This is a genomic window from Rhodococcus sp. D-6, assembly GCF_040256695.1.
In the GTDB taxonomy this organism is placed as follows: Bacteria; Actinomycetota; Actinomycetes; order Mycobacteriales; family Mycobacteriaceae; genus Rhodococcus; species Rhodococcus pyridinivorans.
The window spans coordinates 631,632-657,629 of the sequence record NZ_CP132970.1 but is presented as its reverse complement, the minus strand read 5'-3'; the positions used below and the strand labels follow the sequence as shown (position 1 = coordinate 657,629).

19 protein-coding genes and 2 pseudogenes are annotated in these 25,998 nt (G+C 68.2%); 9 read left to right on the top strand and 12 right to left on the bottom strand.

Features of this window, described 5'->3' with window-relative positions; all coding sequences use genetic code 11:
• Window positions 1-11 precede the first annotated feature (11 nt).
• Window positions 12-386 carry a hypothetical protein gene (locus RBB84_RS03210; protein WP_006553960.1) on the bottom strand — a complete coding sequence of 125 codons (375 nt, stop codon included), beginning with the start codon at window positions 384-386 and terminating at the stop codon, window positions 12-14.
• 239 nt (window positions 387-625) lie between these two features.
• A complete protein-coding gene (locus tag RBB84_RS03205) occupies window positions 626-1,828 on the bottom strand; it encodes a hypothetical protein (RefSeq protein WP_006553959.1) in 1,203 nt (400 codons plus the stop codon).
• A 793-nt stretch (window positions 1,829-2,621) separates the two neighbouring features.
• Here RBB84_RS03205 and RBB84_RS03200 point away from each other — a divergent pair.
• On the top strand, window positions 2,622-8,099 hold the full coding sequence (locus RBB84_RS03200) for a carboxyl transferase domain-containing protein (RefSeq protein WP_064255814.1): 5,478 nt from the start codon (window positions 2,622-2,624) through the stop codon (window positions 8,097-8,099).
• Window positions 8,100-8,172: 73 nt separating this feature from the next.
• Here RBB84_RS03200 and RBB84_RS03195 read toward each other — a convergent pair whose 3' ends face one another.
• Both RBB84_RS03195 and RBB84_RS03190 read right to left on the bottom strand, forming a co-directional pair.
• Window positions 8,173-8,556, bottom strand: a complete 384-nt coding sequence (locus RBB84_RS03195; protein ID WP_006553957.1) for a hypothetical protein — start codon at window positions 8,554-8,556, stop codon at window positions 8,173-8,175.
• 97 nt (window positions 8,557-8,653) lie between these two features.
• Entirely contained in the window at window positions 8,654-9,433 is a 780-nt protein-coding gene (locus tag RBB84_RS03190; protein ID WP_064255815.1) for an alpha/beta hydrolase, read from the bottom strand.
• Between the two features lie 672 nt (window positions 9,434-10,105).
• Between RBB84_RS03190 and RBB84_RS03185 the strand changes: the two genes are divergently transcribed.
• From RBB84_RS03185 to RBB84_RS03160, 6 genes and pseudogenes are all read left to right on the top strand, one after another.
• Entirely contained in the window at window positions 10,106-10,939 is an 834-nt protein-coding gene (locus tag RBB84_RS03185; RefSeq protein WP_024103504.1) for a 3-oxoacyl-ACP reductase family protein, read from the top strand.
• 46 nt (window positions 10,940-10,985) lie between these two features.
• Window positions 10,986-12,869 (top strand): ketoacyl-ACP synthase III, encoded by a 1,884-nt coding sequence (locus RBB84_RS03180; RefSeq protein ID WP_064255816.1) that lies wholly within the window; start codon window positions 10,986-10,988, stop codon window positions 12,867-12,869.
• A 300-nt stretch (window positions 12,870-13,169) separates the two neighbouring features.
• Window positions 13,170-13,568 (top strand): excalibur calcium-binding domain-containing protein, encoded by a 399-nt coding sequence (locus tag RBB84_RS03175; RefSeq protein ID WP_024103502.1) that lies wholly within the window; start codon window positions 13,170-13,172, stop codon window positions 13,566-13,568.
• A 139-nt stretch (window positions 13,569-13,707) separates the two neighbouring features.
• Window positions 13,708-13,863: pseudogene (locus RBB84_RS03170) on the top strand (salicylate monooxygenase); the annotation flags it as partial.
• A gap of 147 nt (window positions 13,864-14,010) precedes the next feature.
• A complete protein-coding gene (locus RBB84_RS03165) occupies window positions 14,011-15,168 on the top strand; it encodes a helix-turn-helix transcriptional regulator (protein WP_024103501.1) in 1,158 nt (385 codons plus the stop codon).
• Window positions 15,169-15,171: 3 nt separating this feature from the next.
• Window positions 15,172-16,275, top strand: a complete 1,104-nt coding sequence (locus tag RBB84_RS03160; protein ID WP_024103500.1) for a glycosyltransferase — start codon at window positions 15,172-15,174, stop codon at window positions 16,273-16,275.
• A 53-nt stretch (window positions 16,276-16,328) separates the two neighbouring features.
• Here RBB84_RS03160 and RBB84_RS03155 read toward each other — a convergent pair whose 3' ends face one another.
• Window positions 16,329-16,694: an SRPBCC family protein gene (locus tag RBB84_RS03155; RefSeq protein ID WP_064255818.1), complete on the bottom strand. Its 366-nt coding sequence runs from the start codon at window positions 16,692-16,694 to the stop codon at window positions 16,329-16,331.
• 20 nt (window positions 16,695-16,714) lie between these two features.
• Window positions 16,715-17,515: a DUF5602 domain-containing protein gene (locus RBB84_RS03150; RefSeq protein WP_024103498.1), complete on the bottom strand. Its 801-nt coding sequence runs from the start codon at window positions 17,513-17,515 to the stop codon at window positions 16,715-16,717.
• A 210-nt stretch (window positions 17,516-17,725) separates the two neighbouring features.
• Between RBB84_RS03150 and lhgO the strand changes: the two genes are divergently transcribed.
• Together lhgO and RBB84_RS03140 are read left to right on the top strand one after the other, a co-directional pair.
• Window positions 17,726-18,922 carry an L-2-hydroxyglutarate oxidase gene (lhgO, locus tag RBB84_RS03145; RefSeq protein ID WP_024103497.1) on the top strand — a complete coding sequence of 399 codons (1,197 nt, stop codon included), beginning with the start codon at window positions 17,726-17,728 and terminating at the stop codon, window positions 18,920-18,922.
• 89 nt (window positions 18,923-19,011) lie between these two features.
• Window positions 19,012-19,671: an SDR family oxidoreductase gene (locus RBB84_RS03140; RefSeq protein WP_006553946.1), complete on the top strand. Its 660-nt coding sequence runs from the start codon at window positions 19,012-19,014 to the stop codon at window positions 19,669-19,671.
• Between the two features lie 70 nt (window positions 19,672-19,741).
• On the opposite strand, the pseudogene RBB84_RS03135 reads toward RBB84_RS03140, so the two are convergent.
• The 6 genes and pseudogenes from RBB84_RS03135 to RBB84_RS03110 all read right to left on the bottom strand — a co-directional run.
• Window positions 19,742-19,948: pseudogene (locus RBB84_RS03135) on the bottom strand (aromatic ring hydroxylase); the annotation flags it as partial.
• A 455-nt stretch (window positions 19,949-20,403) separates the two neighbouring features.
• The gene (locus RBB84_RS03130) at window positions 20,404-21,756 is read right to left on the bottom strand and encodes a permease prefix domain 1-containing protein (RefSeq protein ID WP_064255898.1); all 1,353 of its coding nucleotides are present in this window, start codon (window positions 21,754-21,756) and stop codon (window positions 20,404-20,406) included.
• On the bottom strand, window positions 21,756-22,118 hold the full coding sequence (locus RBB84_RS03125) for a PadR family transcriptional regulator (protein WP_024103494.1): 363 nt from the start codon (window positions 22,116-22,118) through the stop codon (window positions 21,756-21,758). The genes RBB84_RS03130 and RBB84_RS03125 overlap by 1 nt, the downstream gene beginning before the upstream one ends.
• A 95-nt stretch (window positions 22,119-22,213) precedes the next feature.
• A complete protein-coding gene (locus RBB84_RS03120) occupies window positions 22,214-23,179 on the bottom strand; it encodes a hypothetical protein (protein WP_024103493.1) in 966 nt (321 codons plus the stop codon).
• 135 nt (window positions 23,180-23,314) lie between these two features.
• Entirely contained in the window at window positions 23,315-25,390 is a 2,076-nt protein-coding gene (locus tag RBB84_RS03115; protein WP_064255819.1) for a hypothetical protein, read from the bottom strand.
• 240 nt (window positions 25,391-25,630) lie between these two features.
• Window positions 25,631-25,822 carry a hypothetical protein gene (locus RBB84_RS03110; RefSeq protein WP_006553937.1) on the bottom strand — a complete coding sequence of 64 codons (192 nt, stop codon included), beginning with the start codon at window positions 25,820-25,822 and terminating at the stop codon, window positions 25,631-25,633.
• Window positions 25,823-25,998 lie beyond the last annotated feature (176 nt).

Here is a 25,998-nt window from a genome sequence, read left to right as displayed (position 1 = left end):
CAGCTACCGGATCAGCGGCCCCTCGACTCGACCGCGAGACGGGGCATGCCGGCGAGTTCGTCGGGCGTGACGTACGAATCGGAGGTCGCGAAACCGCTCAGGTACAGCGGCGGCTCGCGGTCGGCGACCGCGCGCACGATCTGCCCCTCCGAGACGAACACGATGAGCCCTTCGGCATCGGATCCCGGCATGTTCCGCCAGGTGACTCCGGGGGTGTGCATCACGCGGTTGAGTTCGCTCATCAGCACCGGGACGCGGAAGTAGTACATCCGGTCCCACGACTCGACACCCGCTGCGGCCGCGACCTCCCCGAGCGTGCGGGACTGTCCGGAGACGAGCACCGATTCGAACTCGGCCTCGAGCTGCGGGTCGTCGACGACGGACACGCTCGTCGTCGCCCCCGAACAACCCGAAACCCCCAGCACCGCAGCGACAGCCAGCGCAAAACCCGTACGCACGAACCGCGACGCCACCGCACCCCCCTGTGTATCGACCCCCGATAGGACGCGAGGAAGCTACCACCGGTTCGGACGAATACACCAGTGAAGACGGTCACTTTCCACGAGTTCGGGGATACGACCCGAAACGCAGCCGAATCGATGTGACAAATGACAGTAACTCCGAGTTACTCCTTTGCGGTGAGCTCGGCGATGTCCGTCCACAGAGCACTGCGGAGCGCGACCATCGGTTCGGCTGCGGCGCCGAGCTGGTCGCCGACGAAATCGGTGTTCTCGGCGGACAACTCGCGCGCACCCGATCTGCCGATCAGGTCGTCGATCCGCTGGTCGAGACTCGCGGTCCGCTGCGCGATGTGTGTGAGATGCAGATGGCCCTCCGCGCGCGTGAGCAGGTCGCCGATGCGCGCGAGCGCGGTGACGCGCGCAAGGATCTGGTCCCATACCGGTTCGAGCGCTGCCACCCGGGATTCGAGACCGGACCGCGCCTCGGGCGCCGATCGGATCGCGGACTGCAACTCGTCGAGCAGGTCGCGCAGGGCGACGGTGTCCACCGCGATCTGGGTGAGCTCCTCGGCGAGATCGAGCTGGGCTCGTTGAACCTCGAAGTACTCCGAACGCCACGCCGCCGATGCCTCGACGCGGTCGTACAGGGAACCGGCGAGGAATAGCAGGGTGTCGTAGCGGTCGACGAAGCGGTCGTCGCCGGAGGGCACCTCGCGTCCGAGCCGTTCGGCGACGCGACGCCCCGTCTCGGCCAGCGGGGTGCGTTCGGACCAGCGACCCACGCGGTCGACGGCGACACCGAGCACCACTCCCCGGGCCTGCTCGACGGGCGTGACGGGCAGGGGCGCCGGGGTGCGTCGCAGTGCAGCGAACAGCGCCTCGCGTTGTTCGATTTCGAGATGCAGCCCGTCGCGTCGGTCGCGGCGCACGGCGCGGACGCCCTGGGCGTAGTGCAGCGGCGAGTGCACGACGGTCTGTCGCGCCGCCCGGATGCGTTTGCCGAGCTCGTTGGCCCGGTATTCGAGTGCGAGTCGCGCAGCGCCGGGACGCAGGCCGTCGATCCGTGTGCGGAGGCGGGCGTGCTCGTCGGACAGGCGGCGCAGCTCACCGAATCCGTCGAGGGTGGGCAACCGGCGCCCGACGCGCCGGCGGTTCGCCAGCACAGCACGTGCCGATTCGTCGAGGTAGCCGGCGGCCAGTGCGACCGCCGCGGCGTCCGACAGAGGAGCGTGCCCGCCCTCGATACTGCCGGTCTCGCACCACCGGCGGACCTGCCCGGCGATACGTGTCCGCCGGTCCACCGACGGGATGTCCCGGCCGGGCGCGTCGTCGCGCCCCGGGAGGTGGGGTCGATCGGCTTCGGACACGGGGATCCTCCTCGCGGCTCGTCCGCAGGCATGCACCGTCCACTGTTCCAGATTCCGCGCGGGCTCGGAGAAATGCCCGGTAACGGCCCCGATCCCGGGCACTCGACGGGCACGATCCCACACGTCCACGGCCGCGCTCCGGTTCGGTTGAGACCTTCACCTTTTCGCCCTTCGTGACGGATGTCACAGCATTATCGAGGTAGCTCCGAACGATTTGCCCGATCCCGGATCGCGCCCGAGACGGGGGCGCGCGAAAACCGTTGCGTACCAGCAGAAGCGAGAGGACGCCGGCGACGGATCCCTGACCCCTCAGGAAGTTACCGATCGGTGTTACTGCACAGTACCGGCGGCCTCCGGGACCGGAGACCCCCTCCCCGACACCCGTTCCCGAGCGAAATCCTCTGCGCGCGAATGCCTGTGAGAGAAGTCGGCCACGAGGGCGCCGCCGATCGCCCCGCATGGAAGCAAAACGTGACAAACCCTCATGTTTCCTCCATGCTGTAATCCGAACGGAGCCTTCGCCCAGGGGGACGTGACCGTCGCAACCGACGGCCGTAGCTGCGGAGACCTGTTCGAAACGGTCCTTCGGACACCGCGGATGTTGCCCGGTGGATCGACGACGAACACGCATGCCCATGCCAACCACGAGGAGCCGACCGCTACATGTTCCCGCTCGCGTCGCCAACACGAGACGTGGAAGGTAGGACCGGTTAGTTTGACTTCCTCATTGGGGTGGAGCTTCGAGACGCGCGCCCGATGCGTGCACAAACCATGGAGAACGGTGGCAACGAGTATGTTCAAGCGGATCGCAGTGGTCAATCGCGGTGAGGCGGCCGTACGCCTCATCCGGGCAGTCCGGGAGCTCAACTCCGAGCACGGCTACGACATCAAGACGATCGCTCTGCACACCGATGCCGAGCGACGGGCGATGTTCGTCCGTCAGGCCGACGAAGGAGTGACCCTCCGGCCGTCGACGACGGCGGCGACCCCCTACCTCGATCATGCAGAACTCGAGCGCGCGCTCCTCGAGGCGAAGGCCGACGCCGTCTGGGTCGGCTGGGGCTTCGTCGCCGAGGACCCCGCCTTCGCCGAGCTGTGCGCCCGCCTCGGGATCACCTTCATCGGTCCCTCCGCCGACGCCATGCGTCTGCTCGGCGACAAGGTCGAGGCGAAACTCCTCGCCGAGAAGGTCGGCGTTCCCGTCGCACCGTGGTCCGGTGGACCGGTCGATTCCCGCGCCGACGCGCGCCGCCACGCGCAGGCCATCGGCTACCCGCTGATCATCAAGGCCCGCTCCGGCGGCGGTGGCCGTGGCATCCGCAAGGTCTACGCCGAAGACGAGCTCGAGCTCGCCCTCGAGCGCACCCAGGGTGAGGCCGAGCGTTCCTTCGGCGACCCCGTCGTGTTCATCGAGCGTCTCGTCACCGACGCACGCCACGTCGAGGTCCAGGTCATCGCCGACAAGCACGGCAACGTCTGGGCCCCGGGCGTGCGCGACTGCTCGATCCAGCGCAAGAACCAGAAGGTCATCGAGGAGTCCGCCTCGCCGCTGCTCACCAAGGAGCAGTCCGACCACCTGCGCACGGTCTCGGCCGATCTCGTCCGCGCCGCCGGCTACGCCGGTGCCGGCACCGTCGAGTACCTCTACCAGCCCGACCTGAAGATCTTCACCTTCCTCGAGGTCAACACGCGTCTCCAGGTCGAGCACCCCATCACCGAGGCCACGACCGGCATCGACCTCGTCAAGCTGCAGATCCTCGTCGCCTCCGGCGAGAAGCTTCCCGGCGAGTGCCCCGGCGAGTTCGGGCACGCCGTCGAGGCCCGTCTGAACGCCGAGGACGCCGCCAACGGCTTCGCACCCGCTCCCGGCACCGTGCAGCTGCTCAAGTTCCCGCTCGGCTCCGGTCTGCGTGTCGACACCGGCATCGCCCAGGGCGACGTCATTCCGCCCGACTACGACTCCATGGTCGCCAAAATCATCGCGTGGGGCCGCGACCGCGACGAGGCACTCGCCCGCCTGCGCACCGCTCTGCGCGAGACCACCGTCGTCCTCGACGGCGGCACGACGACCAAGTCGTTCCTGCTCGACCTGCTCGACCGTCCCGAGGTCATCGACGCCTCCGCCGACACCGGCTGGCTCGACCGCACCGGCGCCGGCACCGAGACCGGTCCGTCCAAGGTCGCCGACGTCGCTCTGATCGCGACGGCCGTCGACGTCTACGACACCGACGAGGCCCACGAGCGCTCCGCCTTCCTCGCCTCCGCCCGCGGCGGTCGCCCGCGTGCCGGACACGCCGTCGGACGCAAGATCGAGCTGAGCTACCAGGGCCAGGCCTACGAGCTCGTCGTCGGCCAGGTCGGCCCGCACCGCTACCGGGTCGACACCGGTTCCGCCGAGTTCGACGTCGACGTCGAGCGGCTGGGCGACTACGAGTCGCGCCTGACCCTCGGCGGACGCCGCCACAACGTGGTGTCGATCGCCGGTCCGGCCCACTTCCTCGTCGAGGTCGACGGCATCAGCCACCAGATCAGCCAGGACGAGGCCGGCGTGGTGCGCACCCCTGCCCCGGCCGTGGTCGTCGCGGTTCCCGTCGCCGTCGGTGACGAGGTCGAGGCCGGTCAGACCCTCGTCGTGCTCGAGTCGATGAAGATGGAGACCGCGGTCCGCGCTCCCTTCGCCGGCAAGGTCCGCGAGATCCTCGCCGTCGTCAACGCGCAGGTCGACGCAGGCGCCCCGCTTCTGCGGGTCGACCAGATCGTCGAGGAGGTCGTCACCGAGACCGTCGAGCGCGTGGAGTTCGCTGCACCGGCGCCCTCGCTCAGCGACGATGTCGCCGCCGACGCACTCGCTCGCCTCGACTCGCTCGCCGCTCTGGTCACCGGATACGACGTGTCCGCCAAGCGCACCGCGGCACTGCTCGCCGAGTACGAGCGTCTCTCCGGCTCGGTCGACTCGTGCGCGCTCGTCCGCGCCGAGCTCTCGCTGCTGACGACCTTCGCGGACGTGTGCGAACTGTCGCGCAACCGTCCGACCGAGGAGGAGAAGAACAGCGACGACCGGGTCCACAGCCCCCGCGAGTTCTTCCACGGCTACCTGCAGTCGCTCGACGTGGAGGTCGGGGGTCTGCCCGACAGCTTCCGCGCGCGTCTCGCCCGTGCCCTGCGGCACTACGACGTCCTGGAACTCGATCGCACCCTGGAGCTCGAGGAGGCCGTCTATCGGTTGTTCCTCGCGCTCGAGCGCATCGAGGCCCACGTCCCCGTGGTCACCTCGCTGCTCGACCGCTGGGTCGAGCGCGACGACACCGAGGTGGGGATCTCCCACGAGCTCAACGAAGTCCTCGACCGGCTGATCGTCGCGACCCAGGTCCGCTTCCCGGTCATCGGCGACACCGCCCGCAACCTGCGGTACCGCTACTTCGAGGAGCCGGTGATCCGCAAGGCCCGCGAGCAGGTCTACGACGGGGTCCGCGGTTCGCTCGCGTACCTCGCCGAGCATCCGCAGGCGACGGACTACGCGCAGCGCATCGATTCGCTGGTCGCCACACCCGAGCCACTGATCGACCTTCTCGCACAGCAGATCACGCGTCCGGAGACCGTTCCGGGCCCGCTGCTCGAGGTCATCGCTCGCCGGGCGTACAAGATCCGCACCCTCGAGGACGTGCGTTCGTGCACCGTCGGCGGACACCAGTTCGTCACCGGCAACTTCGATCTGCGCGGCACGCGCCTGTACCTGATCTCCGCCGAGGCCCCGCAGGCCGAGTTCGCGTCGCTGCTCGACGCCGTCGAGGAGTCGGCGGCCTCGGTTCCCGACACGAAGAACCTCGTGATCGACCTGTACCTCGCGTGGGACGACGCTCCGGCCGATGCCGACGCCCAGGCCGACGCGCTGCGCGCCGAACTCGCCGCACGCCCGGTGACCGGCGTGGCCCGTCGCGTGACCGTGACGGTCTGCCACACCGACACGGCCGAAGAGCACGTGTTCACCTTCCGCCCCTACGAGACCGGATACGCGGAGGAGACCAACATCCGCGACATCCACCCGCTCACGGGTCAGCGTCTGGATCTGTGGCGCCTGAAGAACTTCGACGGCACCCGCCTGCCCGCCAACCCGGACACCTACCTGTATCACCTGGTGTCGCAGGACAATCCGTCCGATGAGCGGTTCATCGCCCTCGCCGAGGTGCGCGACCTGACGCCGCAGCGCGACGAGTCCGGTCGCATCGTCGGACTGCCGGCCTTCGAACGCGCTCTCGCGAGCTCGCTCGACGGCATGCGACGCGCCCAGGCCAACCGCGGCGGGCGACGTCTCGACGCGAACCGCGTGGTGCTCTACGTGTGGCCCGCCGTCGATCTCGACATGGAGGACCTGCGCCGCATCGGCCGCAACGCCGCGCCGCTGACCGTGGGTGCCGGACTCGAGGAGATCACCGTCATCGGGTCGTGGCGTGATCGCCAGGACGAGCCGGCACGCGAGGTCGCCCTGCGCTTCTCGTACCGCTCCGGTGCGGGCGTCATCGTGCGGGTCACCGAGCCGCCGAAGGAGCCGCTGAAGCCGCTCGACGAGTACACCCAGAAGGTCCAGCGGTCCCGTGCCCGCGGCACCGTCTACCCGTACGAGCTGATCCCGCTGCTCACCGGCGGCGAGGGCACCTTCGTCGAGTACGACTTCGACGAGCAGGGCACCCTCGTGCCCGTCGACCGCCCCTACGGCCGCAACACCGCGGGTCTGATCGTCGGCGTCGTCGACACCCCGACCCCGCGGTACCCCGAGGGCATGAAGCGCGTCACGCTGTTCGGTGATCCCACCAAGGCGCTGGGCACCGTCGCGGAGGCCGAGTGCTCCCGTGTGGTCGCCGCGATCGACCTGGCGGAGAGCCTGAACGCTCCCGTCGAGTGGTTCGCGCTGTCGTCCGGCGCGACGATCTCCATGGACTCGGGCACCGAGAACATGGACTGGGTGTCGCGCGGTCTGCGTCGCATCATCACATTCACGCAGAACGGCGGCGAGATCAACGTCGTGGTCACCGGCATCAATGTCGGCGCGCAGCCGTACTGGAACGCCGAGGCGACGATGCTCATGCACACCAAGGGCATCCTCGTGATGACCCCGGACAGCGCCATGGTGCTCACCGGCAAGCAGTCGCTCGATTACTCGGGTGGCGTCTCCGCCGAGGACAACTTCGGTATCGGTGGCTACGACCGCGTCATGGGCCCCAACGGTCAGGCGCAGTACTGGGCTCCCAACCTCAGGGCCGCCATCGAGACGCTGTTCGCGCACTACGCCCACGCCTACGTCGCGCCGGGCGAGCGCTTCCCGCGCAAGGCCGCGTCCACCGACCCGGTCGACCGCAACGTGTGCGTGTACCCGCACGTGCATCCGTCCAGCGACTTCACCACCGTGGGCGACATCTTCTCGTCCGAGACCAACCCGGATCGCAAGAAGCCGTTCGACATCCGTACGGTGATGCGCTCGGTGGTCGACCAGGACCACGCTGTGCTCGAACGGTGGGCCGACATGGCCGACGCCGACACCTCGGTCGTGTTCGACGCGCACCTGGGCGGAAACCCGGTGACGGTCATCGGCATCGAGTCCCGCGCGATCCCGCGCAAGGGCTGGTTCCCCGCCGACGGACCGGACCAGTGGACCTCGGGCACGCTGTTCCCCAAGTCGTCGAAGAAGACGGCACGGGCGATCAACGCGGCGAGCGGCAACCGTCCGCTCGTGGTGCTCGCCAACCTGTCGGGCTTCGACGGCTCCCCCGAGTCGCTGCGCAACCTGCAGCTCGAGTACGGCGCCGAGATCGGCCGGGCCATCGTCAACTTCGACGGTCCGATCGTGTTCGTCGTGGTCTCCCGCTACCACGGTGGTGCCTTCGTGGTGTTCTCGGGCGCACTGAACGAGAACATGGAAGTCCTCGCCGTGGAGGGTTCGTTCGCCTCGGTGCTCGGTGGCGCTCCGGCGGCTGCGGTGGTCTTCACCCGCGACGTCAACAAGCGCACCGCGAGCGATCCGCGGGTCGTGGAACTCGAGGCGCAGCTGCGGGCCGCCGAGGACGGCGACAAGGCACGACTGGGCGTCGAGCTCACCGCTCTGCGCACCGCGGTGCGGTCGGAGAAGCTCGGTGAGGTGGCAGCCGAGTTCGAGGCGATCCACAACATCCAGCGCGCACAGCAGGTCGGCTCGGTCGACGCGATCGTGCCGGCGGTCGAGCTGCGGCCGCAGATCATCGCGGCCGTCGAGCGCGGCATGGCACGCACGCTCGCGTAACCCACGCAACGAGAGCGAGACCCCACCGGAACACTTCCGGTGGGGTCTCGTCGTCGTGGGGCCGTCGTGCGGGTCAGTCGTCGTGATCGTCGTCCCGGTCGTCGTCCCGGTCGTCGTCGTGCACATCGTCACAGCGGTCGTCCCACGCGTCGTAGAAGTCCTCGACGTGGTCCGGCACCGTGTCGTCCCAGTCCTCGAACCACGCGTCGCAGCTCGTGACGTCGATGTAGGGGATGTCGGTGGGCAGGTCACCCGGCCCCGCATCCCGGGCCGGGTCGACGCCCGCCCGAACAGTTCCATCCGGGCCGCCGGTCGTCGTCTCGTCCACCACGCGGGCGACGGTGAACGACGACGGTTCGGAGGGAGCGGACTCACCTCGGTTCGCCGACACGAAACCGACGGTGCCGGCCGTCATCGCGACCGCTACAGCGGTCACGGCCCATGCGGTGCGGCTCATCGCCATGATCGTTCTCCTCGACTCGGTGTTCGTCCTGGTCACCGGTAACTTTGGCGCACGACGATGAGGGGTCGATGAGCCGAAGATGACGAAACCTTCATCCGAGACGCGTACGGATCCACTCGACCAGGATCCTGGCTACCTCGTGAGGAGCCTCCGGGACGAGGGCGTGCCCGCAAGCCGGCACGACGGCCGTGGAGACGAGTTCACTCCCGAACTCGTCGACGAGCTCACCTCGGGTCTCCGCGGGCCGGAAAACGTCCTCTCCTGCTTGTACGTCGAGCAGAGGTGACGGCGCCACCGTCCACCACGATTCCTTGTCGGTCGCGGCCATCGCTGCCCGCTGCGACACGATCGCGTCGGGCCACCACCCGTCGAGCCACACCGCCGGATCGTGTCCTGCGGCGAAGAAGACGTCGCGCAGGTGCACGAGTCGTTCGTGGTCGGGAAGCGAGAGGTCGGAGCACTTGGCGACACGCTCGGTCAGCGAAGCCGGAAACCGGCGGGCCCCGGCGGCGAGCACGGCGACCCCCCGGACGAGTTCGGGCCGGTCGGCGGCGAGTACCCGGGCCACGTAGTGCCCGAACGCATGACCGGCCACAACAGCGGGAGCGGCGTCGAAATGCTCGATGACGGCGGCGACGTCGCCCGCGAGATCGTGCAGGTCGAGACCGGTCATGGGTCCGCGGCTGCTGCCGATACCCCGGGGTTGCGGTCGCAGAGCGGTGAATCCCGCTGAGGCGAGGTCGCTCGCGATCGGATCGAATTCGTAGGAGTCGCGCCCGAGGGAGGGCAGCAGGACGACTGCCGGCCCTTCCCCGTCGAGACGTACCTCGAGTTCGGCCACCGGTGTTTCGACAAGACGAGTGTTGCTCACGGGGCCATCCTCTCATCGCCGGAAAGACCCGTGCTTCGCCACAACGACCCTCTGTAGTGTCGAGAATCACACCGACGCCAGGTGTGGCGCGTTCTCGAACGGGGAATACCAACGAGCTCGTCTTGGTCGAGCTTCGGCGGCACGGAGTGCGTCTCTCCCCGACAGGCGTCAAGCGACCGCCCACGGTAGGAAATCGACTCCGAATCCCTTCATCTGCAATTACTTTCGGGACCATGCGCGAAACACGTTCGCGTCCACGTCATGTGCACACAGTTGTACCTGACTCCCCGGTAGCACGTTGTGCCATTCTGGAGCAGTCCGATTCGTGCAGGCTGTACGTCCGGATGGATACGAACATTCAGCATGTTCGTACCGTGGGGTAACCCCGAATCTTCGTCGAATATGATTGTGCTCCAATACTTCTCGAACTATTCGGACAAATTGACGAAATTCGAGACTCGAATTGTTTCTGGTGACAACATCATCGAGGTGGTGCATGATTGGTGCCGCAGGGAGTTGTGAGCCGATGAAGGCTCGTTTCAGGGGACACGCGTTCGAGTCAGGGGGATCCGAAACGTGCTCCCCCACAGAGAAATCAACGCGCAGGGGGCGTTTGTGCGACGTCGGCGAACAGCCGCGCCCGTCGCCCCCTCGCACAGCGAGGAGATCAGCATGACCAGCACCATCGAACCCAGCTCGCAGATCGCTGCCGGCGGAAACAAGCTCCGCGGACGCGTCGCCTTCGTCACCGGCGGCACGCGCGGCATCGGTGCGGCGATCAGCCGCAGCCTGGCGAGCCAGGGCGCCACCGTCGCCGCAGGCTACGGACGCAACACCGCCCAGGCGGATCAGTTCCTCGCAGACCTGAACGAGACGGGCCGCAAGGACGTCCGTTACTCGGTGCACCGCGGTGACGTCGCGAACGCCGACGACTGCCGACGCACCGTCGACGAGGTCATCGAAACGCACGGCCGTCTCGACATCCTGATCAACAACGCCGGCATCACCATCGACCGCACGGTGCTGAAGATGCAGGACGAGGACTGGGACACCGTCATCGGCGTGAACCTCTCGGGTGCGTTCTACCTGGCGCAGGCCGCACTGCGCCACATGCTCGAGCGTGGCACCGGACGCATCGTCAACGTCTCCTCCGTCATCGGCGAGACCGGCAACATCGGCCAGGCCAACTACGCGGCATCGAAGGCCGGCCTGTTCGGTCTCACCAAGACCCTCGCCAAGGAAGCGGCCTTCTACCTGGCCAAGAACGACAAGCTGGACCCGAACGGCATCGGCGTCACCGTCAACACCGTCACCCCGGGCTTCGTCGCCACCGAGATGGTCGAGGCCATCCCCGAGAAGGTTCTCGCACGCATCACCGACACCATCCCCGTGAAACGACTGGCCGACCCGCAGGAGATCGCCCGGGTCGTGCACTTCCTCGCCGCGGACGCCTCCTCGTACATCACCGGTCAGGTATGGGGCGTCAACGGCGGCCTGGACATGTGATCCGGTCTCCCCACCCACTACTTCGAATCGAACGGTCCCCTCGCACATGCAGCCATTCGAGCTCAATCGGCACGGCCGAATTGTCTTCCCCTCCAATTTCGTTCCCGAACTCGACTTCTCCACGCTGAGCAGCGTCGACCACCTCGACGCCGTCATCCGACGCGACTTCGACACCAAGGCACCCACGGTCTCGGAGATCCTCTCCCGGCACGAACTGGGCAAGTACGCCTCGAAGTTCGAGATCATGCGGGACATGGCCCTGAACGTCTTCTGGGCCGACCGATTCCCGCTGATGATGTTCGAGCGGCGCGTCATTCGCTGGGGCGACGTTCCCCGCAACCGCGACGACGTCTACATGCCTCGTCTGACTCCCTGGCCCGAGGCCGAAGAGCGGCTGGGGGCGGTCGAGGAGGCCTACCGCGCTCTCCCCCGCGCATGGGACAGTGCCGCCGAGGACCACATCTTCGATCGACTCTTCGCGGTCTTCGGTTCGCGTCGTCACTTCGCCGGCGACCTGCCCACGGTCAAACCGACCGTGCCACAGCTGATCTCCGATCCGGAGAACATCACCCTGCGTGTTCGCCACTACGATCCGAACCACCCCGTCTTCGGATACGACGAGATCCTCGACTGTCACGAGGACGTCGCCGAACTCGAGGCACTGAGCCGCTGGTCGATGGTTCTGCACAACCAGCAGCCCTGGGACGGAAGCGAAACCGAACTCGTCCGGGTCGCGGACCTGAAGGACGACGACTACGTCGTGGCCTCCCATCCGCGCAATCGCGAGGTCCAGCGGTTCATCAACCGGGTCATGTCGGGCAAGACCCGTAAGGCCACCTCGTACACGCGGCACGAACCGGTGGCACCGTCTGCGCCCTACCCGGCCGTCGACGTGCGCTCGGAGTTCGCGATCGCACCCCGCATCGATGCGATCGCGGTCGCGCACGGCGACCAGGTGTGCACCAACGAGGACCTGATCCGTAACACCGCCTACAACTGGTCGCCCATGTCGGCCGACGAGATCACGGCCAAGACCGGGATCGAGCAGCGCCGGTACACCTCGGGAACCTTCGAGGACCTGGCCCTGACGGCGGCGAAGCAGGCGATCACCCACGCCGGAGTCGGCCCGCAGGACATCGGCGCGGTCATCACCTGCACGTGCACGAGCGGTCGGCTGATCCCGTCGCTGGCCACGTGGATCTCGGGCGAACTGGGCATCGGGCAGACCCATGCCTCGTTCGACCTGATCGCGGCGTGCGCGGGAATGCCCTACGGCCTGGCCGAGGCGACCCGCATCCTGCAGCAGGTCAAGCGCCCCGTCCTCGTGGTGTGCGTCGAGAAGTTCTCGGACAAGATCGGCACCGTCCGGCCGTCCCGGATGATCTTCGGTGACGGCGCCGCGGCGATGGTCATCTCGCCGGCCGCCGAGGGCGAGGCACCCGATCTCGAGTTCTTCAACAGCTACGCGAGCGGCCCGACGAGCGAGGTCAACTCGATCATCTGGCCGAACCCGGACTTCGACAACTTCATCACGGTCTACGGACCCGAGGTGAAGACGCTCGCCGGTCGTTATCTGGCGCAGATGCTCGACGAGATCAAGGCCCTCCCGTCTCCCGACGACGCCGAGCGTTCGCTGCTCGACGACATCGATCTCATCGTTCCCCATCAGGCGAACAAGACGATGGTCATCGAGCTTGCCGCGAACGCCGGACTCTCGGCCGACCGGTTGTACTTCAACATCGAGAAGGTCGGCAACACGTCGTCGGCGAGCATCCCACTCGCGATCCACGACGCCGTCCGCGAGGGGGTCATCACAGAACCGGTGCGCATCTTCGCTCCCGGCTTCGGCGCCGGAGCGGTGGCGGGGTACACCGTCATGCGGATCGACCCGAAGGTGGTCGTGGCGTTCGAGGAGGCCGACGCCGGCTGAGCCGGCAGATGGACCGACGCCGGCTGAGCCGGCAGATGGACCGACGCCGGCTGAGCCGGCAGATGGACCGACGCCGGCTGATCCCGGCAGATGGACCGACGCCGGCTGATCCCGGCGTACGACAGGCATCCGGGCCGTCCCCCGGCAGGCCCGGAGTACATCGGCCCGTTCGCGACATCCGGTCGCGAGCGGGCCGATCGTCGTCTGCGACCGGGCGACGTAACACCCGCGCCGTCCAGGCCGACATTTCGATCGGATCCGGCAAATCGGATCCGGACGAAGTACAGAAAGGCCTCGCGCATGAAGTTCCGCCGCATCGTCGCTGCGACGCTGGGGTGTGTGGCCCTGACGGTCGCCGCACCCTCGACCGCCACCGCCTTCCCTCTCGTGGACCTGCTCCCGAAGGGCATCGCCGATCTCGTTCCGAGCGGATCGTTCAATCCGTTCGCTCCGCCGCCGGCACCTCCGGCACCTCCGGCTCCCCCGTCCCCGCCGGCACCTCAGGCCGGCCCGGCTCCGCAGGTGGCACCGGCTCCCCCGGCTCCCCGTCCGGCTCCGTCCGCACCGAGCGGCGGGTTCAAGAACTGCACCGAGGCCTGGAACGCGGGCGCTGCTCCGGTCCACCGCAACGACCCCGGATACGCACCGCGCCTCGACCGCGACAACGACGGGATCGGCTGCGAGCGCGATCCGCGCTGATCGGTCCGTCCCGTAAAAGGGCGAAGGCTCTTCCATCCTCTCCGGGATGGAAGAGCCTTCGTCGTTCGTACGTGTGGAAACCTCAGAGCCAGCGCGGCGGCGTGAGTTCTCCGCCGGTGACGCCGACGGCTCCGCGACCGACCGCATCCTCACCACCGGACGCATGTGGGGCGACCTGTGGCACCTCGACGGTGCCGGTCGCGAGGCCCGCAACGAGCTGTTCCGCACCCGCGACACCTCGAGCTACAAGTACACCGACTGGCTCCGGCGCTACAGCTCCGACCGCAACCGCTGAGCACTCACACAGCGCTGCAGAGCAATTCGTCCCGTTCCGGACAATGCCGTCCCCGATCACCGATCGGGGGCGGCATTCGCCGTATATACGTCGTTCGTCCCGCACCGAAAGGTACCGGAGCGACCGTGACCAGCACATACTGAAAATATGACCGCGTCACGGCAGGCGTCGGCGCTCCGCAGCGAGGTTCGGGACATCGCACTCGGAACCGCCGACCCGGTCGAGTTCCGGCACGCCGTCCTCGACACGATCCGGCGGCGTATCCACTACGACATCGGATGCATCGCTCTCGTCGATCCGGCGAGCATGTTGTTCACGTCCGTGACCATGCTCGGCGCCGACGCCCCGCCCGGTCGTGCCGCGAAGACGGTGGCACACATCGAGTACGGCACGTCGCGCTTCGCGAACACCTACTGCAAGCTCGCCCGGACGCGCACCGGTGTCCAGACGATCCGCGAGGCGATCGACTGCGACATCCGCGATTCCTTGCCCTACAGCGAGATCCTCGAACCGCAGGGAATGGACGACGAGGTGCGCCTCGTCTTCCGGGGCCGTGACGGGCGCGTCTGGGGCGGCGGCACTCTCATGCGCGCCCCCGGCCGACGCTTCGACGCCGACGATGTGGCAGCACTCGCAGGATGCGTGGGCGAGATCGGCGACGGACTGCGGTTGTCGTTGCTCCGCGAATCCCCTCGACTCGCGGCGGACGCATCACCCGGCGGTTCCGGTCCCGCGGTCGTGGTGGTGGGCGCGGACAACGAGATCGAATCGGCTACTCCGCAGGCGGTGGAGTATCTCGAGCGACTCGGTGCCGAAGGCGCCTTCATGCTCCCGGCCGTAGTGGTCGCCGTCCGTTTCCGCTACGAAGGGGCCGCCGCGCGCGTCGTCCGTGTCCGTACGGAGGACGGTCAGTGGCTCGTCCTGCGGGCCGGGTCGCTGGACGGCCGAGGAGAATCGGCCCGGATCGTCGTCGCGATCGAACCCGCGCAGCCCGGTCAGCTCGTGGCTCTGACCGCCGCCCTTCACGGTCTCACCGAACGGGAGACCGATGTCCTCGCCCGCGTTCTTGCGGGAGAGACACGCACCGAGATCGCGCGTGGACTGTTCGTCAGCCCGTACACCGTGCAGGACCACCTGAAGAGCATCTATGCGAAGACGGGCGTGAACAGTCGGCAGGAACTCGTCGCACGACTGTTCTTCACGCACTGCCTCCCCCGGGTCGGTACGGAGATCGGGCCGGACGGGTGGTTCGTCGAGAAACCGGCGCCGACGAGCGTCCCGGTCGGTGCACATCGGAAGAGGTGAGCCGTGGCACGCATCCTGATCGTCACACTGGAAGGCGGCGGGAACTACCCGCCCGAAGCAGCGCTCGGATGCGAGTTGCACCGCCGCGGACATCACGTTCGGGTTCTCGGTCACGAATCGCAACGGAAGGTCGCGGAGGATGCCTGCCTCGTCTTCTGCGGCTACCGGCACTCGCCGACCTGGACCCCGCACGTAGAACTGAGCACCCCGAAAGTGCTGACCATGGCCTACGCCATGATGACCGACCCCGCCGTCGCATGGGATGTGGAGGACGAGATCGCCGGGGAGCCGACCGATCTGGTGATCGTCGATTGCATGCTGTTCAACGCCCAGGACGCTGCGGCGCGCACCGGGGTGCCGTACGTGGTGCTGTTCCATTCCTTCTTCGCCGCATTCGACGGCGCCTTCCGGCACGGACCGTTCGGGATCGGTTCGCGACTACGCGGCCTGGGTCCGAAGCGACTGTGGGAACAGGCCGACATGCGACTCGTGTGCTCGGACCGAGTGCTCGACCCGGCCGCGCGACGGCGCACGGACGGCTCGCTGACCTGGACCGGTGCGATCCACGACGCGAAGGCCGCGGCGGTCGGTCGAACACCGCCGCGCGTGCTGGTCAGTCTGAGCACCGCCGGCTTCCCGGGTCAGCGCCGCACTTACCAGAACATCTTCGACGCCGCCGCGGAGATGGACGCGGAGTTCGTCGTCACGACCGGGCCGGCGATCGACCCTACCGGGTTGCGCGTACCATCCAATGCGACCGTCCACCGGTACGTCCCGCACCACGAGCTGATGCCGACCTGTTCGGCGGTCGTCGGGCACGGCGGGCACGCGACGGCCTTCCGGGCTCTCGCACACGGACTTCCGATACTGATCATGCCCATGTCGGCGGTGACGGATCAGGCGATCATCGGTCGTGAGGTCGCGAAGGCGGGGGCTGGAATCCGCCTGCGGAAGACCGCCTCGCCCGAGCAGATACGCGCGGCCTTGGAGAGGCTGCTGACCGACGACGGTTATCGCACGGCAGCAGCAGAACTCGGCGCCCGTCTCCGAACCGTCGATGGTGCGTCGGCTGCGGCCGACCGGGTGTTGACGCTCGTCGACCACTGACGAGCACGCGAAGGACCGGCACCTGTCCGGTAGGTGCCGGTCGATCCTTCGCATCACCCTTCGATCGCATCTCCCTCCTCCAGAAGCTGTTTCGCATGTTCGAGGTTGTTCCGCACATCGCGCGCGTACAGCTTCTCCACGACCGGCTGGGTGAACCTGCCGAAGAAGTTCCCGACGTCCTCGGTGTCCTGGTGGAAGGTGACGCGGGTTCCCGTCTCCACCGGCTCGAAGCGATAGACGGTCTCGTACCGGATCGGACTCTTCACGCTGCGGCAGTGCTGGGCTCTGCCGGGTTCGACCCGGGCCAGTTCCTCGGTGAGTTCGATCCGCCGTCCGGCAACCTTGACGGTGGCGCGCGAGACGGATCCCTCCTTGCCGCCCTCACCCGAGATGCAGTGACTGTTCCTGCTGTACCGCAATGGTTCTCATGGGGTACGCGTCAGGATTCCTGGCGCGGGACCATCCCTCCGAGGGCGATGTCGTATTCCTGCGCCTGCTCGTCGAATCCGACGCTGTAGACGGTGGGATACCAGGCCGAGTGCTGATAGGCGGCCGGCAACTTGATCTGTTCGCGGATGGTGGGACGGGTCAGCAGCCACTCCCGCGTGATCATGGGCTCCATGAAGGTGTAGTCACCGTCCCACGAACCGTTGACGAACGTCTCGGTGAAGTTGTAAACGCCCGGAACCATTCCTTCCGTGATGTCGAGCCAGTGCACACCCATGAACGGCACCGCGAGTTGCGATGCGAGCATCCCCGGCGGGGTCACGTAGTCGCTCGGCATGTACTTCGGGTCCGGGAGTCGTTCCGCGCGAGCGGCGTAATCCGGTGCGGCCGGGTCGATTGCTTCGATCGCCGCCATGTCGGTCATATAGAAGTGCATGTCGAAATGGGGCTTCCCGAACAGCACGGTCGGATCGTGTCCGCGCGGGTTCCAGTTCAGCATGACGTGGTCGAACACCGTGTCGGATGCCTGAACGGGCAGGTGCAGCATGTACATCTCGTCGGCATCGGGCAGTCCGTCGAGGGCCGCCGGCGAGAAGCGGATACCGACGGCGGTCGGGGCCCCGTTCGCATCGACGGTGGCGTACGCACGCGCGGTTCCGTCACCGACGCTCACGGCCTGACCGAAGTGCAGGTGGGCGGGTGTGGGCACCGCCGACGCCACGCCGCCGACCGCCACGGCGACGCACGCGGCGAGGAGCACTGCGATGGAACGAGATGATCGATGTTTCTTCATGGTGATATCCGATCGCCGAGGGTTCTCGGTGAACCTCTCCATTCCGTGGGTCCAGTCTCGACCGGTGTTCGTCACCCCGGCCATCCCTCATTCGGGGGATTTCGCCGAGCGATCCGACAGAAGAGCTCGTCCTCACAGCGTCGCGGCATATACTCGCCGGACTGCAGACAGACGTCACGATCCGCGGAGAACAGGGAGCGGCCCTTGAGTATTCGCAACCTTCGCGTCGCGGTGGTCGGTGGGGGAATCATCGGTGCCGCGACCGCCCGGCGACTCGCCCTCACGGACGCCGACGTCACTCTGTTCGAGAAGGAGGACCGGCTCGCCGCGCATCAGACGGGGCACAACAGTGGTGTCGTCCACGCCGGCCTCTACTACACACCCGGCAGCCTCAAGGCCCGGTTGTGCAGGCGTGGGGTGGAGTTGTTGCAGACGTTCACCACGGACAAGGGCCTGCCTTACGACGAGTGCGGCAAGGTCGTCGTCGCCCTCGACGAATCGGACCTCGGCCGGCTCGACGCGATCTTCTCGCGGGCCACGGCGAACGGGGTCCCCGGCATCAGACGCATCGGCGGCGACGAGATCACCGCGATCGAACCGCACGCCGTCGGGATCGCGGCCCTTCATTCCCCGCACACGGCGATCATCGATTTCGTCGCCGTCACCCGCGCGCTCGCGGACGACGTCGTCGCCGCGGGCGGCACGGTGCGGACCGGTACCGCCGTGACGGCGATCCGTGAGGCGGGCGAGCAGGTCGTCGTCGGCATCCCAGGCGATCAACTGGCCTTCGACCTGGTGATCACGTGCGCGGGACTGCAGTCCGACCGCCTCGCCCACACCTCGGGTGACACCCGCGACCCGCGGATCGTCCCGTTCCTCGGCGACTATCTGCTACTCGAACCCGACGCGGCGGCGAAGGTGCGCGGGTTGATCTATCCGGTGCCCGATCCCCGCTATCCGTTCCTCGGTGTGCATCTCACCCGGCGGATAGACGGTGAGGTGATGGTGGGACCCAACGCCTTCCTCTCCCCCGGCCGCGAGGCCTATCGCGGCGGGCGCGGATCGTGGCGGGATCTGCGCGATGCCGTCGCCTGGCCCGGTTTCTGGCGGTTCGCCGCCCACAACCTGCCCGCAGCGGGCCGGGAACTGCGCACCGCGAGCAGCACTCGGCGGTTCGTCGCCGATGCGGCCGCGTACATGCCCGGGCTGACCGTCGACGACGTGCGGCCGGGTCCGCGCGGCATCCGCGCCCAGGCGATGAACTCCGACGGAAGTCTCGAGGACGACTTCGTCGTCACCGGGCACGGACGGGTCGTGCACCTGCGCAACGCCCCGTCGCCCGGAGCCACCTCGTCGATGGCGATCGCGGAGTATCTCGTCGACCACGCACTCGAACGCATCGCCTGATCGGGTCACCCGGCGGCGGACGTCATGGTTCGCGGTGACCGGTTCCGGGCATGCTGCATGGGAAAACACTTCATCGTCAGGAGGTCTCCATGGCACGAATCGCACTCTTCGGAGGACACGGCAAGGTCGCGTTGCATCTCGAGCGGCTGCTGGCCGATGCCGGTCACGAGACCAGCGCATTCATCCGCAATCCCGATCACGCCGACGATGTCCGCGCTGCCGGTGGCACGCCCGTCGTCGCCGACGTCGAGAAGATGGACATCGCCGAGATCACCGAGCTGCTGCGCGGCCACGACGCGGTGGTCTGGTCTGCAGGCGCGGGCGGAGGGAATCCCGAACGCACCTACGCGGTGGACCGCGACGCGGCGATCGCCTCGATGACCGCCGCGCAGGAGGCCGGGGTCCGCCGGTACGTGATGGTGTCGTACTTCGGGGCCCGCCCCGACCACGGCGTCCCCGAGGACAACAGCTTCTATGCCTATGCCGAGGCCAAGTCGGCCGCGGACACCCATCTGCGGGGTACCGACCTCGACTGGACGATCCTCGGTCCGAGCGCGTTGACCCTCGACCCGCCCACCGGCCGCATCGAGATCGAGGGGCACGGGGCGAGCGACAAGGGGCAGGTCTCGCGCGCCGACGTCGCGGCCGTCGCCGCAGCGGTGCTCGAGCGACCGGAGACGGTGGGACGCACCATCGAGTTCAACAACGGTGACGTCCCGATCGACGAGGCACTCGACGCGCTGAGGTAGCTCCCCGCGCAGCAGTCCGCCCCCCGGTAGCAGGGGTGATCGGGGGCGGACATACGAGCGATGTGATCGCTCAGGCCTGCGGGGCGAGTTCCTCCACGCGCAGCGGCGACGTGTCCGCGGCGGCCGCGATGGCCTCCTCGAACTGCCGGCGGTCGACCTGCGAGCCGAGCACCAGCGCGGGTCGCGCCAGGAAGCCCTCGCGGTCGTCCTCAGGGGCCTGGTCCAGGGTGATCGACAGGCCGAGCCAGACGTTCTCACGACGCTGGTCGTCCTCGGTGACCTGCTCGGCGGGCCGGGCCCGAGCACGGCGAATCCGGTTCCGCGCGTCGTTCAGCGACGTCTCGAGTCCCGGTTCGAGATCGAGGTCGTAGAGGAAGGCCACGTCGAGGTCGTGCGAGTCGAGCAGCATCCGTAGACGGTTCTGGGTGTCCTCACGGAAGTCGATGTCGGCGCGAGGGAGAGATAACACCCCACCGCCACCGGACCGACGATGTCGGCCCGCCTCCGACCGCGCGTCGCTCTCGAGTTCGCTCGCGTGGTGCAGCAGCATCTTCGCCCGCTCGAGCACCGCGTGACCGGTCGGTGTGAGCTTGACGCCTTGGGCGCGCTGCCGGACGAGGAACTTGACCGCGAGGGCCTTCTGGTCGGTGATCGCAGACGAGAGCGAGTTGCCTCATCGTGTACGTGGGCACCGCGTCCGTCCTGGGCATGGTAGTCCCGAGTCGAGAGCGCTCACACGAACCGGAAGAGCGGCGGGATCGCGACGACCGCCAGTGCCGCCCACCCGCAGTAGACGGGCAGGTAGCGCATCTGCCACCGCTCGACCGCCGCGAAACCCGTGCGGCCCCGCAGGAACGAGATGCCGAGCCACGCCGCCCACACGAGGTTCACCAGGAGGACGAGGTTCAGACCGAGGGCGGTGACCTTGTTGGCGGTGAAGCCGAACTCGGCGATGCGGGTGGCCATCGCGGTGAGCATCAGCAGGTCGACGGCGAGCGCCGCGGCGATCAGCATCACCTGCAGCAGATCGAAGACGTCCGGTGCGGCGTGCGGGTCGCGGGCGGAGATCGAGTAGAGCAGAAGTCCGAGGACGAGCACGAGGATCAGGTCCATGAGGATCAGCAGGCCCCGGTCGACGTCGACGACGCTGTGGGACGCGATCACCGCGACGAACAGCGCGACCAGCATGAGGATCGTGACGGGCGTGAAGACCCGGGTGAGAACGGGAGCGATGTTCTCCACGACCTGCTGCTTCGCCTCGACGAGCCAGGCCGCGACGACGATCGCTCCGGCCGGCCCGAACGGGACGATCCACTGTTCGAAGAACGGTTCGATATCGATCCCCAGGGCGCTGAAGGCACCCGCGGTCAGCCCCATGAGCACGCCGCCGCCGAGCGCGAGCAGCGCCAGGTACACGGCGAACTCCCCGGTGAAGCGCACGAAGTCCATGCGACGGCGATGGGATCGCCACTGCCCTGCGACATAGGCCGCACCGACGACGAACCACAGGACCACCGGGGCGTGGATCGCCGCGATGATCTCGGTGGCGCCGCCCGGTTCGAACGGGAAGACGTTGAGCGCGATCGCCACGAGGACGAACGGAACGGCAAGGAGCGCACTGCTCTTCGGACTCATCTGACGCTTCCATGCGAAATACAGCGTGAGGAAGGGCAGCATGAGCACGGCGGCGTTGCGCACCAGTGCGTTATCGGAGAGCCACTCGAATCCGGCCCGGACGGCCAGACCGGCACCGAGCGCGCAGGCGAGGACGACCGGGAGTTCCCTACGGCGACGCGGGGTTCCGGACTCCTCACCGCGACCGCCACCGGTGAGGACGAGCTGCTTCCACAGCCGGTCGGAGTGTTCCTGGGCGAACTCGCGGGAGACCTCGTCGAGACCACCCATCCGGCCGACCGCGACGAGGAATGCCTCGTCGGCCGTCAGTCCGACCGACACGAGGTCCGAGATCTGTTCCCGCAGATGATCTTCCATCTCGTCGATGTCCGAGGACGAGATGACCCGATGGTCGGCGACGTAGATGCGCCAGCCGGCGATCCGGTCCTCGAGATGTGCGTCGAGTGTCATCACGACCACCCCGGCGCGACGGCGGGAGGCAACTGGGCCGACTGCCACACCTGGTGCAGGGCCTCTGCGACGACCGTCCACTGCGCCGCCCGTTCGGTGAGGACTTCCCGGCCCGCGTCGGTGATGGCGTAGTGCTTGCGGCGCCGCCCGTTGTCGGCGACACGCCAGGTGGCGGACACGTGCCCCGCCCGCTCGAGACGGTGCAGGAGGGGATAGAGCATCCCGTCGGTCCACTGCATCCGGCCCTGCGACAGCTCGTTGACGCGTTTGATGATCGCATACCCGTACGACTCGCCCTCGGCGAGGATGCCGAGCACGAGCGGGGTGGCGGACGCGGCCACCAGATCCTTCTCGATGAACATGTCGTCCTCATACCTAGAGGTTCTATGGATAACGGTGACCCTAGCAGATCTAGGTATGAGGACCGAGCGCTCTCCGCAAGGTGGTGCGGTGGCGTCTACTGCCGGTCGTCGGATCCGGCGGTTGTGGATTCGTCGGAGCCGGAGGCGGTCGATCCGGAATCCGCAGATCCCGAAGCGGCAGATCCCGAAGCGGCAGATTCCGAAGCCTCGGAGCGACTCCACGTCTCCGTCACCCGCGCCCGGCCGCGTTCGAACACGTCTCCGAGGACTCCCCCGACCGCCTTGAGCGGACTGCTCATCGAGTCCAGGGCCTCGGCGATCACCGGGTCCTCGTCGTCGAGCCAACCCGCCTCGTCGGCACGGCACGCCCACCGGAAGTCGTCGAAGTCCTGACGCAGACCCGCGAGCACCTTCGTCGTCCGTCCCGACGACAAGCGGCGTACGACCTCGATCGGGGTGCCCTCCGCGAACCGGGCGAGCGCGGCACGGGCGCGGCGCAGCAGTTCGGCGTCCTGCGTGAAGTGGTCGGCCAGGACCTGACGGGCGGAGGTCAGCGCGTCGCGCAGTTCGTCGTCGGGCGTGCGTGCCAGGTGCACGCGATGCCACAGGAACAGGCAGTCCTCGACGATCACGAGCAACTGCAGCGTCTCCCCCAGAGCCTCCTCCACCGCGACCTTCTGCAGCAGTTCGACGTGCTCACCCACCGCCGCGTCGAGTCCGAGATCGTCGAGCGACGAAGAGACGTGCCCGCGCAGACGCGTCACCGTCCGGACGAGGACCTCACCGAGGTCGGCGATCGACTGCCAGTCCCGGTCGGGAAGACCGCCGGTGTGGTCGACCATTGATGCCGCCCTGGTCAGAACATTGTGGGTCGCGACGATGTCGCCGGCCGGCTCCGCCCCGGCCAGGTCGAGCACGCGGTCGACGGTTCCGGGCGCCGCATCGTCGCCTTCGAGACGCACGACGGCGGCCTCCACCGACGCGACTGCTCCCCGCAACGCCTCGAGGACCGCGTCGGGGGCGGTGGGGACTGCGGCGGTGGGTTTCGACGTGTCGGCCATACCCCAATCGTGCTACGTCGAAGGGCCGGATGCATCACGTCTTCCGGCTCAGTTCGGGACGCGCACCCACTTCCCGCTCAGTTCGGGACACGGACCCACTTCCCGCTCAGTTCGGGACACGGACCCACTTCCCGCTCAGTTCGGGACACGGACCCACGCCTGTTCGAGCAGGGCCACCACTTCGGTCTCCCTGCGGGCCCGGTAGGCCGACAGGATCCGGCGCGGGCGCGACTCCCCGTCGAGGCCGAGAGCGGACGCCAACGCCGACGCGATCCGCTCCTCGGGGACGGTCTCCGGTTCGGTGTGGCCGATGAGCGAGAGCGCCTTGCGCAGCGGTTCGGCGTTGTCGGCAACGGTGCGCAGCGGCAGGACGTCGAACCGGCCGTCGGTGCGGACCTCGAGCAGCAGCTCGTTGTCCTCCTCCACCCCGACGTCCTCGAGAAACCGGCGGATCGAGGACAGACGCGGCACCGGTCCCGTCCAGCGCAGGGTCTGGCCGCCCAGGCGGGACGGGAGCACCACGTGCCCACCCGGTGCGCACCCGGCGATCGCGGCGACGGCGGACGGAACCGTGAACTCGGCTCCCCGCAGGTGGTCGCGGGTCGCGGGGATGCGCAGGCGCCAGGCCTCGCCCAGCCGGTAGAGGCGGCGTGTGCGCTCGGGCAGGGCGATCGGGACGTGCGAGCGGTGACGACGCCGGACACGGCCGTCGACGACCTCGAAATCCCCTCCGGCCGTGAACGTCCGGGCGGAATCCTCCGAGATGCCGAATCGGTCGACGAGCGCGGCGACCACCATGTCGCGATCGGCGCTTCCGCCGCGGGCATCGACCAGCCGTGCGATGCGGTTGCGGATGGCGGTGACCACGTCGACGTCCCACTCGGCCAGCGCCCAACGTTCACCGTCGGATGTGAAGCGCTCGTCGTCGGCGAGTTCGGAGACGAGGGTGTGGACGTCGGCATTGACCCCCATGCGCGCGACAAGCGTGTCGGCGGTCAGGGGATCGCCGAGCACCTCGAGGACCTGAGCGGCACGTCCGGCGAGCCCGTCCGGCGGGGACAGTAAACGGCCTTCGAAGGTCGTCGTGCCGCAGTACCGGGTCCACGCCTCGAACTCGTCGTCGGGAAGCGACCACACGGCCTTCACGGCGGCGGGCTCGACCACACCGTTCGGTGATTCGAACTCCGAGAGCAGTCCGCGGGTCTGCTTCTCGGCGTCGGGCAGATCCGGTACCGCGATCCACCCGTCCGCGACCTCGAAACGGTCGTCGAGACGGTGCAACACCCGCCACAGGGGCACGTCGAAACCCTGGACGGTCCGGCCCAGCACCGGGTGGGTGCGCACTATCCGGTCGAAGGCCGCCACCGGCCGCACGTCGACGCGCAACGCCGCGAGCAGGTCGCCGACCGCCGTGCCGAATGGGAAGGTGGACGGCCCGGCCGGGTCGTCGACGCCGTCGTGGACGCGGCGCCGCAAGGCCGTGCGTTCCGCGTCGGGCAAGCCCTCGAGGTAGTCGGTGAGTTCGGTGATCGGATCGGCCGGCGCCGCCACCGGCAGGTCGCGGGCGGTGAGTGCCCGCAACCGGGCCGCGGCGTCCTGGATCTCCTCCGGCGCCCCGTCGTCGATCACGGCCAGCAGGAGAGGAGCATCGTCGCGGCCGCACACGCGACTCCACCGCGCCAGCGCCGCCAGGTCGTCGAGGAGCAGCGCCGCGGCGGGCACCCGCGCGGCACGCGGATCGGCTTCGAGGGTGGCCGGTTCGCGGAGCACCGTCGCGACGAGCGCGGCGCAGACGATCTCCTCCACCGCGTCGCGGTCGGCGCCGCGGATCCCGAGCAGATCGGCCGGACTGCGACTGAACAATTCGGCGGTGGTGGGTGCGTGCGGGAGGCGCGCGACGAGGGTCGCGGCGGCCGGACCGAGATCGAGTGCGGCCACAGGCACTTCGTCCTCACGCAGCAGACCGTCCGCGAAGCGCAGCTCCGGGTGGTCGGTGACGTAGATGTGGGCGAGTTCGGCGCACAGTTCGGGGATCTCGGTGTGCTCACAGGTCTCGGCGGGCGACTCGTTCTCCCACCAGCGGGACGACGACACGAGTGCCCCGAGGGCGGCGGTGCGGGCCGATCCGTAGCGGTCGATCCACGGCATCAGATCCACCCAGCGACGACTGTCGAGTTCGTCCGACGACAAGGCACGAGACCACAGCGACACTGACCGATGCTCCTCTTCCACGCCCGGCGGAGGCCGCGGGCCCCCTCTCCGGCGTCGACGCCGCGCTCGTGCAGCGCGTCCACGCGAGGCGCCCTCGACCCGGACGCCGGTTCTCACCCTACAGTCCGAACGCCCCGTTTCCCGTCAGGTGAGGGCGGTGTCGACCGCTCAGGTGATCGCGAGGTCGACCGCTCAGGTGATCGCGAGGTCGACCGCTCAGGTGAGCGCGAGGTCGACCGCTCAGGTGAGCGCAATGTCGGAGTCGTCACGCGCCTCCGGGCGCAGCCGCAGCAGGACGAGTCCCGTCACCGACGCGACGATGAGCGAGGCCACCAGCCCGTTCACGTGCAGCGCCCACACGGCGATCACCGCCCCGGCCAGTCCCCCCAGCAGAGCGATCCAGAGCAGTACTTTTCCCAGGACCGAAGCCATTTCCCCGCACCTTCCGGCAATTCACGATCAGAACGGTGAGGATAGTGTCATCTGTCACAGTCCTCGCGAAAGTCCATCGGTGTGTCGACGGATCGTGCCCGCACGGTGACCGGGGCATACTGGTGCGGTTCGAGACGGTGGGGTCGGCAGGAACACGACGGGGAGGCGGAAGCAGT

Bases quoted from the DNA above. Each gene is read 5' to 3' on its own strand.
- RBB84_RS03200 (WP_064255814.1), top strand. From the start codon at position 2,622: ATGTTCAAGCGGATCGCAGTGGTCAATCGCGGTGAGGCGGCCGTACGC.
- RBB84_RS03195 (WP_006553957.1), bottom strand. From the start codon at position 8,556: ATGAGCCGCACCGCATGGGCCGTGACCGCTGTAGCGGTCGCGATGACG.
- RBB84_RS03185 (WP_024103504.1), top strand. From the start codon at position 10,106: ATGACCAGCACCATCGAACCCAGCTCGCAGATCGCTGCCGGCGGAAAC.
- RBB84_RS03180 (WP_064255816.1), top strand. From the start codon at position 10,986: ATGCAGCCATTCGAGCTCAATCGGCACGGCCGAATTGTCTTCCCCTCC.
- RBB84_RS03175 (WP_024103502.1), top strand. From the start codon at position 13,170: ATGAAGTTCCGCCGCATCGTCGCTGCGACGCTGGGGTGTGTGGCCCTG.
- RBB84_RS03165 (WP_024103501.1), top strand. From the start codon at position 14,011: ATGACCGCGTCACGGCAGGCGTCGGCGCTCCGCAGCGAGGTTCGGGAC.
- RBB84_RS03150 (WP_024103498.1), bottom strand. From the start codon at position 17,515: ATGAAGAAACATCGATCATCTCGTTCCATCGCAGTGCTCCTCGCCGCG.
- RBB84_RS03140 (WP_006553946.1), top strand. From the start codon at position 19,012: ATGGCACGAATCGCACTCTTCGGAGGACACGGCAAGGTCGCGTTGCAT.
- RBB84_RS03130 (WP_064255898.1), bottom strand. From the start codon at position 21,756: ATGACACTCGACGCACATCTCGAGGACCGGATCGCCGGCTGGCGCATC.
- RBB84_RS03125 (WP_024103494.1), bottom strand. From the start codon at position 22,118: ATGTTCATCGAGAAGGATCTGGTGGCCGCGTCCGCCACCCCGCTCGTG.
- RBB84_RS03120 (WP_024103493.1), bottom strand. From the start codon at position 23,179: ATGGCCGACACGTCGAAACCCACCGCCGCAGTCCCCACCGCCCCCGAC.
- RBB84_RS03110 (WP_006553937.1), bottom strand. From the start codon at position 25,822: ATGGCTTCGGTCCTGGGAAAAGTACTGCTCTGGATCGCTCTGCTGGGG.